This window comes from Candidatus Methylopumilus turicensis (genome assembly GCF_000953015.1).
GTDB lineage: Bacteria > Pseudomonadota > Gammaproteobacteria > Burkholderiales > Methylophilaceae > Methylopumilus_A > Methylopumilus_A turicensis.
In genome coordinates this window covers 120,853-135,124 of record NZ_LN794158.1, presented here as the reverse complement: position 1 = coordinate 135,124, position 14,272 = coordinate 120,853, and the positions used below count along the sequence as shown (strand labels likewise).

Sequence of the window (14,272 nt, the reverse complement as noted above, 5' to 3'; positions counted from 1 at the left end):
AACGACATTAAGGACCAAGTTCACCGTTCGCTTCGAAATTCTCTTGCGAAAAGGTTTAAAAATAAGGCAATATTGATGAGCGAACTCACCCATTTTGATAGCCAAGGCCAAGCCCATATGGTCGATGTTGGTAGTAAAGCCGATACAGAGCGTGTAGCCGTCGCGACGGGCAATATTGTTATGTTACCGAGCACTTTAGCGATGATTATCAAAGGCGATACTAAAAAAGGGGATGTGCTTGGTATTGCACGCATTGCTGCCATTCAAGCCTCAAAACGCACTTCAGACTTAATCCCACTTTGCCATCCAATTAGCCTTACAAAAGTGGGGGTTGAATTTGAAATCGACGAAAAAAATAACACCATTCATTGCACGGTAACTGCAAAATGCACAGGTAAAACTGGCGTAGAAATGGAAGCACTCACCGCCACTAGCGTAGCATTGCTGACCATTTATGATATGAGCAAAGCCGTTGACCGCGGCATGGTAATGGGCGAGATTAAACTGCTAAAAAAACAAGGTGGCAAATCGGGGCACTGGGTGGCTTAAAAATAACCTATCCTTACATTCAAATAATCAAAATTAGCTAATTGTCCTAAATCTGTCCTAACTAGGATAGATAATGGCTACATATAGAAAACGATGCGGCAAATGGCAAGCTCGTGTAACACGCAAAGGCTATGAAACACTAAGCAAAACCTTTGTATCTAAAAAAGATGCGCAATATTGGGCAAGGGGTATTGAAAGCAATATTGATAAAGGCGCATATAAAAACCTTCGCTATGCCCAAAAGATAACATTCAAAGAGCTAATCGAACGTTTTATTAACGAAGTAACTCCATCAATGCGTGGCGCTGCCGCAGATACTTATCGTCTTCGTGCGATCGCAAGGCGACCAATCAGTAAACTCAGCATGACCGAACTGACTCCAACCAAATTAGCAGAATATAGAGATCAGCGATTAAAAATCATTGCTCCTAATACGATGCTAAGAGAACTGTCCTATTTTTCAGCCATCATCAATCATGCGAGACGTGAATGGGGGCTTAACATTGAAAATCCCGTCGCAATGATTAAAAAGCCACCAATGCCCGAAGGCAGAACAAGGGTGCTAACTGAAGATGAAAAGATACGAATAATTAATGCCATTCAGAGAGCCAAGCCCGCTAATACAAATGTTTGGGTACCAGCAATAATAGAGTTTGCTTTAGCCACTGCGATGAGGCTAGGCGAAATTACATCACTTTTATGGAAAGATGTAGATTTCAATAATCGAACAGCTTTCTTACCGATCACGAAGAATGGTAGTTGCCGTTATGTACCACTATCAAATACTGCGATCAAAATTCTTAACGAGCTACCTCGTAATCACGACAGAGTTTTCCCATTTATAAATGGCTCTGTATCACTGGCATTCACTCGATACTCTCGCAAAGCAGGCGTAAAGGGAGTGCGTTTTCATGATTTAAGACATTCGGCGATTACTGCTATGTCAGGCAAGCTTACCAATGTAATTGAACTATCTAGCGTAACTGGTCATAGATCGCTATCAATGCTCAAACGCTATATCCATTTAAACGTTAGTGAACTGGCTAAAAAGTTGGATGACCAAACAAAAGCAAATCCTTAGCAAAATTAAGCGTCCAGTTACTAGACGCTTTAAATTTAAATATCTCCATAAGTTATAGTGATTGACAGTCAAAAAAATCCACACAATAATACACATTAATTTACACATTATAAGACACGAATATTATGACTATTACACACAAAATATATGCACCTGCTACTGTTAGCATGACAGATTTACGTCGTGCCAGCATTGCTGATATTGTCAGTGATTCACCAGTAGCCGTGTTAAACCATAACAAGCCAGCAGCTTATTTACTGTCAGCAAACTACTATGAAGCTTTGCTTGATCAAGTCGAGAATATTGAGTTAAGCAAGATCGTGAGAGAGCGTCGCGGTGGTAAGACAGTGAAAGTATCGCTTGATGATCTATGAGTTAGAGTTTAACGAAGAAGCTCTAAAAGAGTGGAACGACTTAGACGGATCAATTAAGGCGCAGTTTAAAAAGCAATTAGAAAAGCGCTTGGTAAATCCGCATTTGCCCTCGGCAAGATTAGGTAACGATCTTGAAGGCTGCTACAAAATCAAACTTCAAAAAATTGGCTATCGCTTAGTTTATGATGTTATTGATAGCCGCTTGGTGATCATTGTCCTATCTGTCGGTCGGCGAGATGGATTGGCAGCATACACCAAGGCTAGTAAGCGGATATAAAAGCTAACCTTTGTACTACTCAATATAATTAGCAAATTTACTGACCATTTGCAGGTGTAATTCTTATGAAAACAACCATAAATTCGCTAGGTATTTTGAGTGCGACTATTGGAGCATTTTTAGTTTGGCGTTATTTAACAGAAATTAATTTTGCAGATAAAGATAAGTATTTACAGGGTCAAGGAGTTTTAAATATTCCGTCCCCATCAAAAGAAGATGTAGCAAAGTTCAAAAGAACTCTGCTGTTATCTAAACTTGGGTTGTTCTTAATAGCCTTAGGCGGCGGCTTACAAATAATTAGTAATTACATGCCATCTAGTTAAACTAAGCGTCTAGTAACTAGACGCTTAGTTTTCAGCTTTAAGACACCCTAGCGTTAATCTAAGACACCTAATTTAGATCAACATTGGTCGCTATAAACACAGGTTTGTTAGCGCCGATGTTTCGACAAAGATGAACATCTAATGTCCACTCCTCGACAGTTTGATTGTCAGGATCATTGATCGTTGTATAAAGCTCACTAGTACTTGGTGCGTAAATTGAATAGCCATCTACTTTGGTTTTTGATTTGGTCAGCGGGTCATAACGCACTAGCCAACTAAACAATAAATCCTCATTTTCAGGAAAGCCTGAACCACGTAGTTGTCGAATTACACTCATCTGTTCATCGCTTTTGGCTGATGCTTCCCAAGCAGCATATTGGTAGTAGTCGACTAGATATTTACTACTGGGATTTCTAAGTTCTACTGAGCCATTAAAGAATGCTCTACGGAATTGATTCTTACCAAACGTCGTGTTGAATTTCTCATTAACAAAACCTCTTACTGCTATTTCTCTTTCTCTTTCTATCATTTTCTTTTTTCCTTTTTCTTAAGTTGCGAGGTTGTGCTAGTTACAAAGGAGTCGAGACAAAAAGATGTTGCTTCGAGTTAAGTCGCAAGAGACAAGAGAAAAAGATGTTGCTTCGTGTGTTGCTTAGTCAGAGTTACTCATTTGTAACCCCTAGTGACTTAAGTAACTAACTCACTTAACTCAACAGCAACTTCTTTTATTTCTTCTGCGACCTAACTTTGTAACCTAGCAACTCGCAAAAGTATTTATGCCTGTATAAGAAAAACCACTTAAAACTGGTAAAAAATGAGTCAAAACGAAAGAACACCAATAAATCGGTTGTCCATTCACCGAATCTGACATTAACTTACTGAGTGCCCATTCATTAATAGGAGAAAACAAATGAGCACATTAGGTCAATTGAAGTTAACAGCAGAAACTAAACCACAACACATTGCGCCAGTTCAGCAGCGCAGAAACAAACTATCGCATCGATTATGGGAACAGATTCAATTAGCCAAAAGCCAAATTGAAGGCACAGAGTTTGTGGTGAAGAAATACCGATCATTTAAAGATCAAGAAACAGGATTACGGAAACAACTAGAAGTACCTAAACGCATTAGACCTTGGTGGTTTATTTCAGCTAACGGGAAAGTATGTATTTCTATCAAATACGGCACTAGCGTATTAGAGCTAGCAAAAGGCAAACCTAGCGTTGAAGTGGACAGTCCACAGGATTTAGTCAAAACACTAGAGACTATCAAGGTCGCAGTTGAAAGTGGCGAATTAGATAGTCAGATAGAAACAGCGAGTACTAACTTAAGAGCTGGCTTTCAGCACTAGCGAAGGAGAAAAATTAAAACAAGCGTCTAGTAACTAGACGCTTAATAACGCGGGGCAGTGCCCCGCCTATAGTCGGCAAGCTAGCCGACGTAAAGGGATTGAGGCATAAGCATCATATTGTGCTCGGGCCAGAGCTGCTTACAAGATGATGCGAGCTCACTTTGAACAGTTGCGTGAACTGGTGCTTTGAAAAGTGAGATATGCCGAACCTGAAGCGCCGAGTCCGCTGGACGCAAAGGCGTGAAGTCCGATAAACGATAAATACTTTTATGCATCGATATCAAGTACAAGCGAGAGTAAATGGGACATGGGTGAAGACGGTGATCTTTGCTGACAATGATCTACACGCTCGTTTGATTGCGCAATATCAGTTTGGACACAGCAATGTGCCATTCGCCCCTACTAAAATTGGATAAACATTATGCGTTTTTATGAGTTCGCTAGTGCTGTGAAGAAACCGCTGACGCCAGATCAAGCTCGAATTGAGGCAATGAAAATTCAAGCTAAAAAGGCACAGCAGGCAGTGAAAGCCGAAAGGGCTAGGCAGAAAATTAAGGCTGGACAGGCTCAGTTAAGCTCTGTTCATTACTAAGCTTACTTTCATAACCACTAACCTTAAATTGCCTAATGATGATTTGAGCTAACCTAGATTTTGGATTCAAGCCAATAATTTCTTGGCATGCAGCTAGAAAATTAGCCCTGCCATTTTCAAATTCAGAATCAAAAGAGCTATTTCTAAACCACTCAAAATGTAATTTAAAGAAAATATAAAGCTGATTTCTATCTAGGCTTTGAATTTTATCAATGTATTGCTCTTGCGTTGACACTTGAAAAGCAATTCTTTCTCTATCACCCCAACCAGAACCTTTGATAACTCTCTCTGCCGCATCATATATATCCAATGGCGGGTGCTGCTCATCCCTTAATTGGTTCATTTTCATTAAAATTCTCGGATGTATTTTTTGAAAAGAGGTATCAAAAATTCTTTCTTCTATATTCTGATAGGCGGGTCTGCTAGAAAGAGATATTTCCCAAGCAGCAATAAATCTCTCTGCCAAATCTTTGCCATCTAATTCTTCTATAACATCAATCATATTAGTAATCATTGATGGGTTCATAACTTCGGCTGCGGAAAGTAAATTATCAGCCTCCTGTAATAGCTGACTTTCTGATTTATGAGCATCCCATAAAAAAGACTTTAAAAACGAATTTATTTCGTCATGCAAAGTTTGATTTTTTAGATCATCTTGATATTGATTGAAGAGATTAGTTAGTTTTTCAGAATCTAACAGACCTGTCTCTAGAAATTCATTAAAGATTAACTCAAAGTCATCGGTGTGATTGATTCCTAAGCTATCGAGCAGGGAGTTCCATTTGTACTCATCTGAATCTTGATTTTTATGTTGATTTAACAATCTACTATAAGGGTTATAGGAGCACACATAATTGAAGGGCGGAGCATTATCAATAGCTTTAAAGGCTAATGCTGTTAGAAGAACTGTAGAGGGTATCCATCGTTCTGCTGATAATTTATTTACTGGGAATTTCGTCGCTATTAAATTTATATTCTTAACGATTTTTCTTATGACTCTTATATTTCTTAAATTAAGAATCTCTACCGCACGAAGAACCTCAGTCTCGTATTTACATTCATTTGAGGTAATTGCTTTTTCAAAACATTCTGTTGAGTCTGGATTAAGGTTTACTTGAGCATCAATAACCTTTTCATGAAGCAGTGACCAATCCGATTCTCCTTCGTCGAGTTTAGAGATATTAATTAGTATTAAAAATCTAGTTTCATAATTTTCTGAGTATTCATTTAAGAAACCCATTATTTCTTGAATTTTAAGATCAGTGCCTCTTCTTTCAAAGTCATCAATAACTATTAGTTTTCCTGATGTAACTTTTGGTAGCCATAACAAGGCTGGGCTTTTCAAAGAAAGACCAGCGAATTTACTCAATAACTTATCAATAAGATCTGTGCCTGTTTGAATGATGCCTTTTGCAGCTTCCCCTCCCAAAATGAATGCGTTTTGGAGGATTCGCATCTTTATCTCATCAATATCTTTAGCACCAAATATAGAGATATATATCGAAGATTTATAGGACTCTCCAGTTTCTTGCTCAAGGATCTCTTTCCATAAATGCGTTTTACCAACACCCCATTCTCCTGCAAGAGCTATAACTTTGTTATCAGATTCTAACAACGCTTCCTTCAAATTTTGAGTAACTTGTTTATATGAGTTCATATCTAGGCTCACTTTTTAACTTAATTTAGATTCAATACTAATCACAACCTTAAAAATAAGGTAAAGAAAATTACACTTTTCTTAACCTAAAACATAACCAATTGATTTTATTGATTCTTCGCTAGTGCTTTTTTCGGTTGTCCATTTAAGCCTAAGAAAACAAAATGTATAAATACTTTTCTTTATCGGAGATATTTATAAATGGCACAAGCAAAGACATTTACTCAATCAGAACTAGATCAAGTTCTTCGTTTTATCAGCACTAAAAAATTCGCATTAAGGGATCGCGCAATGATATTGACTAGTTTCTGGTCGGGAATGCGTGTGGGTGAAATCGCTAACTTGAGAATGCGCGATGTATTAAACGATGATGGTAGTTTGAAAAACGAAGTACGCTTAAGTGCAGCTCAAACAAAAGGAGATAAAGGGCGTTTAGTATTCATTCCACAAAAACTCAAAGATGAATGGGCTAGTTATTTAACGACAAGAAAGGTGCAGCATTTAGATGTACCGTTATTTCATACCGAGAACCGATTAGGGTTTAGTCCTAATGGATTATGTCAGTGGTTCTTTTGGACTTATAAGCGAGCAGGGATTAATGGGGCTAGTAGTCACAGTGGAAGAAGAAGCTTTATTACAAGCCTAGCTAGCAAAGGTATTGGTGTGCGTGTATTAGCAAGTCTGGCAGGTCATAAATCAATTATGGTCACACAGCAATATATTGATGTGAATGATGATATGAAGCGTAATGCTGTGGAATTGATTTAAGAAAACGAGCGTCTAGTAACTAGACGCTGTATCAAACCAAATCACTTTCTCCTGCCACAAACGCTTGCATTCGTCGCCACGTTTGACTTAATGGCTTGCGGTAGTTTTCTTCTAAACGATTTCTTTTGATTACTTCATGTTTCAGACTATTGGTATATTGACCTAATAGCCAAAGATGAAACTCTGATTTTGGTTTATCCCCAGATAACCTAGTGGCGTCTAAATAAGCTTGTTGATGTTCTTTACCAAAGGGCATAAATGACTCGTCAAGATTCAAAGCTGTGCTATTTGGGAACTTGCCATATAAAAGATTATTCAGCGTGAATTTTCCTTTATACAGATATCTGCCAGTTAGGCTACTTAGTCCATCAAAAAGACGAGGCTCACCTTTACGATCCATATCTCTTAACTTTAAATGAGGTGATAACTGTAAACGATCACCTATCCTCCAGTTTTCAATATTGGGATAAAGCATTCGATAAAGTAATGCCCAATACTCAATTTCAATTACTCTTAATCTGTAACGCTTCGTATGAAGTTTTAATTGCGCAGTAGTTGTTCCAGCTAAATCTAACCCACGACCATCATGGTGCTCATTAAGTAATTGCTTTACCTGTTTAAGAATAGTTTCTTTGCGAATATTGAGAGGTATTTCAAGATAAAGAGCTTCATCCATAAAAGTATGTTTATCTAGATTGAATAAATCTAGGTTGGCTACCTTAGGGGGTCTTATCACTTCCGCAAATACATTCACTCCAGTGTTATGCCACCATTGATTGAAATGTGGATGACTTAAATCACCAACTAACTTATAGGTCTCGGCAATCTTTGGATCTACAGGATCAATTTCTTTTGTTCTCGCATACCAGAAAACTGGACTTAATCGCATGAACTCCCACCACCATCGATAAATACTGTCCTCAGCATCCCTCGATAGCATCCCGCTACTTTGGCGAGTAAATCCTAATATCCCCTTAAAAAATGGCTGCTGTTTGTTCATGTATTAATCGTAACACTTTGTTTGTACTTTCGCACGTATATGTTATGGCTGAAATAATTCGATCTACAGCATGACAAAACAAACAGACATTTCGTCATAACTTGTTGTGTTGTTTTTTGAAAATGAAAGCGAGTAAAAAATGGTTACAGTTACTAACAAAACAGCAGTAAAAACTTCTTCAACAACAGCTAAAGCAAAACAAGTGTTTGTGCCTAGCGATACTAATATCAAATATGCGCAAACGATTGTTAAGCAGTTAAGCGATTTAGTTGTTAAGCGTGAGAAATGGGAAAGCACGGATTACAAGAAAGCAAACGAAGGTTTGTATGCTTTGTTGTCAAGCTGCTTAGAGATGTTTAACAGCAAGTTTGTGACAGCTGGTGACAGTGATCGTAAAACACTACGTCACGAGCTAGCTACATTGCTTAAAACAGACGGCATTAAAGTACAAACAAATACGCCTACACTGACTATGTTTGTGCGTTATGTATTTGGCTCAGATCGCAAACGTGCGCACGGTTACGCTTACGTACTAAAAGCAGCGATTTCTTATGAAATTTCTGCTGAAGCCTTAGCTAAGTTTATTGTTGAGCAAGGGGGCATTGAAGAGATCAAACGCAAAATGGTTGCGAGCGAAGAAGCGATTGCTAATAAAGCCAAGCGTGAAAAAGCACTAGAAGCAGTTAACGCTAATGCTGAACAAGCTGAGCTTGCGCCTCTAGCAACGGTTAGCATTGATCTTAGCCAGAACACCTCGCCTTTTGCGATTGTGATTACTAAGCCTAATGCTAATGGTGAAGGTGATGTGATTGCTGTGCTTAAAAATGCTGAAGCAAAACTTGTTACAGCACTTTACAAGCACATTGCTAAGCAGAACATTGCTGACGAAGCTGCGCAGAAAATGCTTGAAACAGAAATGGCAAGCTTAACTGGCAAACAAGCAGCAAACGATGCTGAGCTTGAAGTAGCTTAATACTTAACTATGGGGCAGCCTTTGTGGTTGCCCCTTTTTTATTGAAAGGAAAAAACATGAGCTTGCTCAACAAATACAAACCACAAAACCTTAACGATCTTGTGATCCCCAATACTGCTATTAAGGATTTGCTAGATGATATGGCAAATGGGTACATTATTAATAAGCTTTGTTTTGTGGGCACAAATGGCACAGGCAAAAGTACAGCAGCACACTTAATGCCGATTTTGATTGAAGGCTTCCCTCCCAATACTGTTCATTTAGTTGGTGAGGAGAAGTTTGATGTGAGTAATGCGATCAATCAGCTAAGCACCATTAACAACTTTGGATGGGCTGCTCAAAAGTATCAGTACGTACTTTTTGACGAGCTTGATAAGGTAAAGAATAGCTTGGCAGCACTTTGGCAAACAATGGATACATTCAATGACAAAGTGATTGTGATTGCCACAGCGAATGACTTTATGAAAATCGAGAAAGCAGTTCGCTCTCGCTTTCAGTTATTGGACTTTGGGCTAATCACAGCAGATGATTTCCTGCCTCGCGCACAGCAGATTTTAGGGCAGGAAAATATCAAGCTAAAAGATAGCTATGTATTGGGTCAATTACAAACCAAACAGAGCTTAAGTGATATGCGCAAGTACTTTGACACGCTCAGTGATATTCAGCGTAATCACAACGCTGGACGCATTCAGCAAACACACTATGTTTAATTAAACGGCAAGGGTGCGAAAGCACCTTTGCTTTTTTCAATTCAAGCGTCTAGTTACTGGACGGTCAATGGAAAATTTAGCAGGTGTTTTGACTGCTAAATTATTTATTACACTGAAACACCAACTCACGTTTTCCACCCACAGGGCTTTGGTTTCTTTCTTTCAAGTCATAGCCATTAGGGCAGGTTTGCTTTGCGCGGTCATGGCAATCAGCTTAATTACTTACAAGAAAACTGCATAACTCGTTTCTGCGTCATCATATCTTCTTCTTGGTTTCTAAGATCGAAGCCTTTAGGACATGACTTAGCTGCAACACTCATGCAAGCATCCCAGCCTTTGTTGCTGCTACATGAAACAGTTTCCCATCTGCGCACATCAGGTTGATTAACCCCACCACACGCTGACAAAAGAAACACTAATATTACTAAGTATTTTTTCATATAAACCCAAAATAAGATTTCTTAAAGTACTGCCATTTCTTCCCACCACTAAAAATCACTTTTTGCACTGAAATGTTAATTCACGACGAGCACCAGTTGGTGTCTCATATCGCTCAATAACATTGAAACCACCTTGGCAAGTTTCTCTAGCCTTATCTTGACACGTCCCAGAAGTCTCAACAACACCAGAACAAGTCGTAAAATAAATCCTCTCTTGTAAGTTTTTAACCGTGACAGGTTGAACAGCACCATGCATTAATTGTGCACAGCCACTCAAACTTAAGAGTACTAATAAAGTAATTTTTTTCATTTTTTTATCCAATAAAAAACGGCACCCGAAGGTGCCGTTTTATTCATATTAAACTAAGAATTTAATCCTAGAAGAATAAGATCGCGCCAAGTGAAACTGTACGAGCTTTACCTGTTGCATTAGCACCGGCAACGCCAGTATCTGTCTCAAGGTTGTTGTACTCAGCTACTAAGTTAACTGACTTAGTAAGTGGGTGGTAAGCACCAACAATCCAAGCTTCACGTGAAGCAGCACCAATGTTGTTTACGCCCCATGAAGCGCCAAGTTTAGTACCGATTGTTGGCAATTTGAATGTACCTTGTACATAACCGCCTGAGTTCTTTGTTTCTGCAATTGCAGCACCAGCGAATGTTGATCCAGGGAATTGACCTACGCCGCCGTCCATGTTCTGACCATCGTAGTAGTAACCAACCAATTCAGCACCTTGGTATGCAACTTTTGCACCAACTTCATATGCGTCCGCAGTAACTTCGCTAGCAGATACTGCTAGGCCGTCAGCACCACGAGCTGCTGCACCGTTTTGACGTTTAGTAGTAACACCACCAACCCATACGCGACCAGTTACATCATTAGCTGCGAAATCATAAGTTACTTTACCAGCATAACCTAGGTTGCTGTTGTCAACTTGACCCAACGCTTCTTGAACTGCAACAGTTGCTTGGAAGCCATTGAAGTTTGGAGTTTGGTATTGTAATTGAGCTAACCAGTCAGCATACAAGTAGCCTGAACCGATACGACCCAATGTTGATGAACCAGTAGAGCCAGCGTTAGAACCTACGCCTAACAATGTCATGTCTGACAAGATAGCATCAGAACCGAATACACCTAGATCACGACCAGCCTTCACAGTACCCCATGAAGCATCGCCAAATGACAAGAATGATTGACGAATGTTCAATGAGCTGTAACCCAAACCGCCGTTAGAAGCGCCTGAACCATTCAAGTTGTCAGCTGAAGAAGCGTTAATACCAGTCCAGAATGAGAATTGAACAGCAACGTCTAAGTCGTTTTGACGTGTTTTAGCACCAATAGCAAGCGCTGTTGGCAACAAACCAGTTTGAATTGTGTTTGTTGTTTCTTTGTTAAGATTGCCACTGAAGTTTGTGTTTGTGTAGTAAGCGTTAACGTTACCACCGATGTCAACAGTCCAATCACCAGCTGGGATTGTGATACCAGCGTTTGCTGTAGATGCGAATGCTACTAACGCACCAGCATCACCTAAGACTGGGTTATGTATATGATTTTTAATAACTAATTCCGGAACAAAAATGTAGTCGATTTATATTATCAAATTGACTTTGAAAGGCGTCATTTTTTCCAAGTAATTGCCCCACCAATTCATTAGCGCAATTCGGTCATTTAGGTACTGCGCTCGGTTATAGGCTCGACGGACTTGGTTAGTATCAGTATGAGCTAACTGTCTTTCAATCACATCAGGTCTAAATTCGTTTTCATTAAGAACAGTACTAGCGACTGCCCTAAATCCATGTACTGTCATTCTGTTTTTGTATCCCATCCAATAAAGCGCATAAATTAATGCGTGATCAACTAATGGTTTTTTTGCTTTATGAAATACATAGCCATCGCTTGGATAAGAAGATTTAATATGATTAAGTATTAAGAGAGCTTGTTTATTCAATGGCACAACATGCTCAAGCCTCATTTTCATCCGCTCTGCTGGAATTTTCCATATAGCCTTTTCTAAATCAAATTCATCCCAAGTGGCTTGTAATAATTCATTCTTGCGAACAAATGTCAGCGCCATAAGTTGTAAGGCATATCTCACAATTGAATCACCTAATTTTTCATATCCTGCGATGTCACTCATTAACTTAGGTAATTCTTTGGGTGTTACAGCATTAAAATGAACGACAGTATGCTCATGTAATGCTTTATTTAAACCGATGGTAATGTCATGTTTACATACACCAATGATGATTGCGTATTGCCATATTTGGCGACAGTCATTTAGTACACGGCGAGCTAAACCATATGCTCCGCGCTCTTCCATTTTCTGTAATAGCCCGAGCAAGTCATTTCTCGTAATTCGCTGTATATTTTTATCGGCAACATACTTAAGAATGTTATTGATTAGCCTGCTCTCAACCTGTTTTGTATGCGCAGGTGTCCATTTTGAAGCGCGACGAGACAGCCATTGCGATGCGATTTTCTTCAATCGCAAATCAACTTGTATCCCCTTGACAGGCATATTCGCATCACTAATCTGATGTTCTAGCAAATGGGCTGGGTGCTGATATTTGGTTATCAGAAGCTTTTCGTAAAATACTCTCGCCTCTCTGAAAGCTTCAAATTTATCCTGAGTTTTACAGCTATGACGATAAGTCTTTCCTCTATCAAAATAGGTTGCCCACCAGTATGGCGAAGCGTTGTTCAGATAAACTTTTAACTTTCTTGGGTAGTGTGGAACTGGCGTAACCGTTCCTGGGATTGCTGCGGTGCGATGACGAGTTGGGATGTTAATTTGATCAAAAGTATCAATTCCTATCATTTTGAGAGCCTCAAAATGATTAATTATTAATGATAACTTTGTGCTTGAGCTACCTGTATTTGTAGTCGAAAAAGTCGTTAACTACGAATCGACTACTTTTTAACAAAGCGTCCAGTAACTAGACGCTCGTTTTTTATTTTTAAAGGGAGATTAAAACTCGAATTAAGTGATATTCTTTTCAAATCACTCGTCCGAAATATGGTCTAGTGAATTTTAAAAAACTACAGATTTAGGATTTTTTAATTTTGATAACTTGTTGATTCTATGGTTTTGACACCGCCACTAGCGTAGCATTGCTGACCATTTATGATATGAGCAAAGCCGTTGACCGCGGCATGGTAATGGGCGAGATTAAACTGCTAGAAAAACAAGGTGGCAAATCGGGGCACTGGCTTGCATAAGCTTAAGTAGCAAGCCAATGTATTAAGCGCAATAAATGATCTGCGCCTATCAACCAAACAATAAAGCCAAACACCAATCCAAGCTTGATGGCCAAATATAAAGGCCTGCTAAATTGTTTAAGTTTGCGTCTGTATTTACCCACCAGCCAAAAAAAGCGGAAGATTTTATTTATACCGCCCGTTTGATCACCCGTTTCATTAGGCGAACTCCCGGCTGACATCACTACCTTTGCTAGCCAGCGATTAATCGCTGTTGCCCAGCGATATTTCATTGGACGCTCCACATCGCACAACAAAATAATACGGGTTTGTTCGGTTTGATTAATCGCCCAATGAATGTAAGTTTCGTCAAAAATCACGCCTTCGCCATCACGCCAACTATAAGGCTGTTGGTTCACATCAATAAAAGCACGATCATCATTAGGGGTCGATAAACCCAGGTGGTAGCGCAGTGATCCTGCGTAAGGATCTCGATGAGGATTGAGCTTTGCACCTGGTGGCAACTCTGCAAACATGGCGGCTTTTATTTCGGGGACCTGTGCTAATAATGCCACTGTTTTTGGGCAAAATTGAAGTGCTGATGGGTGTTTTGCCTCGTACCATTTTAGATAAAAACGCTTCCAGCCTTTTTTGAAAAAAGAGTTAAAACCAGCATCGTCATTCTTTTCAGCCGCTTTAATTTTCTCAAGCTTATTAAGTGCCAGCGCTTCATCACGCATCACCTGCCAGTTATCTTCCAAAAGCTTTAAGCCCTTGAATTCCGTCACTGGAATATAGGCTTGCTTGGTGGATACTTTTGAAAATAGATAAATGAAAATATTAATCGGCGAAACCACAGAAGAGTGGTCAAATATTTGCCGAAAAAATGGCAATCTGGCTTTGCCACGAAAATGGACAAATAAAATACAAGCGGCATACAAGCCTAAGATAATCGTTTTCATGGTCATCACTTTACTG

The 14,272-nt window shown here is 39.3% G+C and carries 16 protein-coding genes and 1 pseudogene; 10 read left to right on the top strand and 7 right to left on the bottom strand.

Features of this window, described 5'->3' with window-relative positions:
- Positions 1–75: 75 nt before the first annotated feature.
- From moaC to BN1209_RS00715, 5 genes are all read left to right on the top strand, one after another.
- On the top strand, positions 76–549 hold the full coding sequence (moaC, locus tag BN1209_RS00735) for a cyclic pyranopterin monophosphate synthase MoaC (RefSeq protein ID WP_045750518.1): 474 nt from the start codon (positions 76–78) through the stop codon (positions 547–549).
- Positions 550–622: 73 nt separating this feature from the next.
- Positions 623–1,630, top strand: a complete 1,008-nt coding sequence (locus BN1209_RS00730; RefSeq protein WP_045750517.1) for a tyrosine-type recombinase/integrase — start codon at positions 623–625, stop codon at positions 1,628–1,630.
- Between the two features lie 125 nt (positions 1,631–1,755).
- The gene (locus BN1209_RS00725; RefSeq protein ID WP_045750516.1) at positions 1,756–2,004 is read left to right on the top strand and encodes a type II toxin-antitoxin system Phd/YefM family antitoxin; all 249 of its coding nucleotides are present in this window, start codon (positions 1,756–1,758) and stop codon (positions 2,002–2,004) included.
- Positions 1,994–2,281, top strand: coding sequence for a type II toxin-antitoxin system RelE family toxin (locus tag BN1209_RS00720; RefSeq protein WP_045750515.1), 288 nt, complete (start codon positions 1,994–1,996; stop codon positions 2,279–2,281). The genes BN1209_RS00725 and BN1209_RS00720 overlap by 11 nt, the downstream gene beginning before the upstream one ends.
- 65 nt (positions 2,282–2,346) lie before the next feature.
- Positions 2,347–2,604 (top strand): hypothetical protein, encoded by a 258-nt coding sequence (locus BN1209_RS00715; protein WP_045750514.1) that lies wholly within the window; start codon positions 2,347–2,349, stop codon positions 2,602–2,604.
- Positions 2,605–2,671: 67 nt separating this feature from the next.
- Here the strand turns inward: BN1209_RS00715 and BN1209_RS00710 are convergent, their stop codons facing one another.
- Positions 2,672–3,133 (bottom strand): hypothetical protein, encoded by a 462-nt coding sequence (locus BN1209_RS00710; RefSeq protein ID WP_045750513.1) that lies wholly within the window; start codon positions 3,131–3,133, stop codon positions 2,672–2,674.
- 381 nt (positions 3,134–3,514) lie between these two features.
- Here BN1209_RS00710 and BN1209_RS00705 point away from each other — a divergent pair, with 381 nt between their 5' ends.
- Positions 3,515–3,955 carry a DUF6641 family protein gene (locus BN1209_RS00705; protein ID WP_045750512.1) on the top strand — a complete coding sequence of 147 codons (441 nt, stop codon included), beginning with the start codon at positions 3,515–3,517 and terminating at the stop codon, positions 3,953–3,955.
- 551 nt (positions 3,956–4,506) lie between these two features.
- On the opposite strand, the gene BN1209_RS00700 is transcribed toward BN1209_RS00705, so the two are convergent.
- Complete coding sequence (locus BN1209_RS00700; protein ID WP_045750511.1) at positions 4,507–6,204, bottom strand: NB-ARC domain-containing protein; 1,698 nt, start codon at positions 6,202–6,204, stop codon at positions 4,507–4,509.
- A 201-nt stretch (positions 6,205–6,405) separates the two neighbouring features.
- Here BN1209_RS00700 and BN1209_RS00695 point away from each other — a divergent pair, with 201 nt between their 5' ends.
- Positions 6,406–6,972 carry a tyrosine-type recombinase/integrase gene (locus tag BN1209_RS00695; RefSeq protein WP_045750510.1) on the top strand — a complete coding sequence of 189 codons (567 nt, stop codon included), beginning with the start codon at positions 6,406–6,408 and terminating at the stop codon, positions 6,970–6,972.
- A 31-nt stretch (positions 6,973–7,003) separates the two neighbouring features.
- Here BN1209_RS00695 and BN1209_RS00690 read toward each other — a convergent pair whose 3' ends face one another.
- Positions 7,004–7,972: a hypothetical protein gene (locus BN1209_RS00690; protein WP_144402524.1), complete on the bottom strand. Its 969-nt coding sequence runs from the start codon at positions 7,970–7,972 to the stop codon at positions 7,004–7,006.
- A 139-nt stretch (positions 7,973–8,111) separates the two neighbouring features.
- Here BN1209_RS00690 and BN1209_RS00685 point away from each other — a divergent pair, with 139 nt between their 5' ends.
- Both BN1209_RS00685 and BN1209_RS00680 read left to right on the top strand, forming a co-directional pair.
- The gene (locus BN1209_RS00685) at positions 8,112–8,945 is read left to right on the top strand and encodes a hypothetical protein (RefSeq protein ID WP_045750508.1); all 834 of its coding nucleotides are present in this window, start codon (positions 8,112–8,114) and stop codon (positions 8,943–8,945) included.
- Positions 8,946–9,001: 56 nt separating this feature from the next.
- Positions 9,002–9,655, top strand: a complete 654-nt coding sequence (locus tag BN1209_RS00680; protein ID WP_045750507.1) for an AAA family ATPase — start codon at positions 9,002–9,004, stop codon at positions 9,653–9,655.
- 495 nt (positions 9,656–10,150) lie between these two features.
- Here BN1209_RS00680 and BN1209_RS00675 read toward each other — a convergent pair whose 3' ends face one another.
- From BN1209_RS00675 to BN1209_RS00665, 3 genes are all read right to left on the bottom strand, one after another.
- Positions 10,151–10,405: a hypothetical protein gene (locus BN1209_RS00675; protein ID WP_045750506.1), complete on the bottom strand. Its 255-nt coding sequence runs from the start codon at positions 10,403–10,405 to the stop codon at positions 10,151–10,153.
- Between the two features lie 67 nt (positions 10,406–10,472).
- Complete coding sequence (locus BN1209_RS00670) at positions 10,473–11,456, bottom strand: porin (RefSeq protein ID WP_231855135.1); 984 nt, start codon at positions 11,454–11,456, stop codon at positions 10,473–10,475.
- Between the two features lie 228 nt (positions 11,457–11,684).
- Positions 11,685–12,914 carry a tyrosine-type recombinase/integrase gene (locus BN1209_RS00665; protein WP_052661061.1) on the bottom strand — a complete coding sequence of 410 codons (1,230 nt, stop codon included), beginning with the start codon at positions 12,912–12,914 and terminating at the stop codon, positions 11,685–11,687.
- Between the two features lie 275 nt (positions 12,915–13,189).
- Between BN1209_RS00665 and BN1209_RS08945 the strand changes: the two are divergent.
- Positions 13,190–13,315: pseudogene (locus tag BN1209_RS08945) on the top strand (cyclic pyranopterin monophosphate synthase MoaC); the annotation flags it as partial.
- A gap of 2 nt (positions 13,316–13,317) precedes the next feature.
- On the opposite strand, the gene BN1209_RS00660 reads toward BN1209_RS08945, so the two are convergent.
- Positions 13,318–14,256, bottom strand: a complete 939-nt coding sequence (locus BN1209_RS00660) for an aspartyl/asparaginyl beta-hydroxylase domain-containing protein (protein ID WP_045750504.1) — start codon at positions 14,254–14,256, stop codon at positions 13,318–13,320.
- Positions 14,257–14,272: the final 16 nt, after the last annotated feature.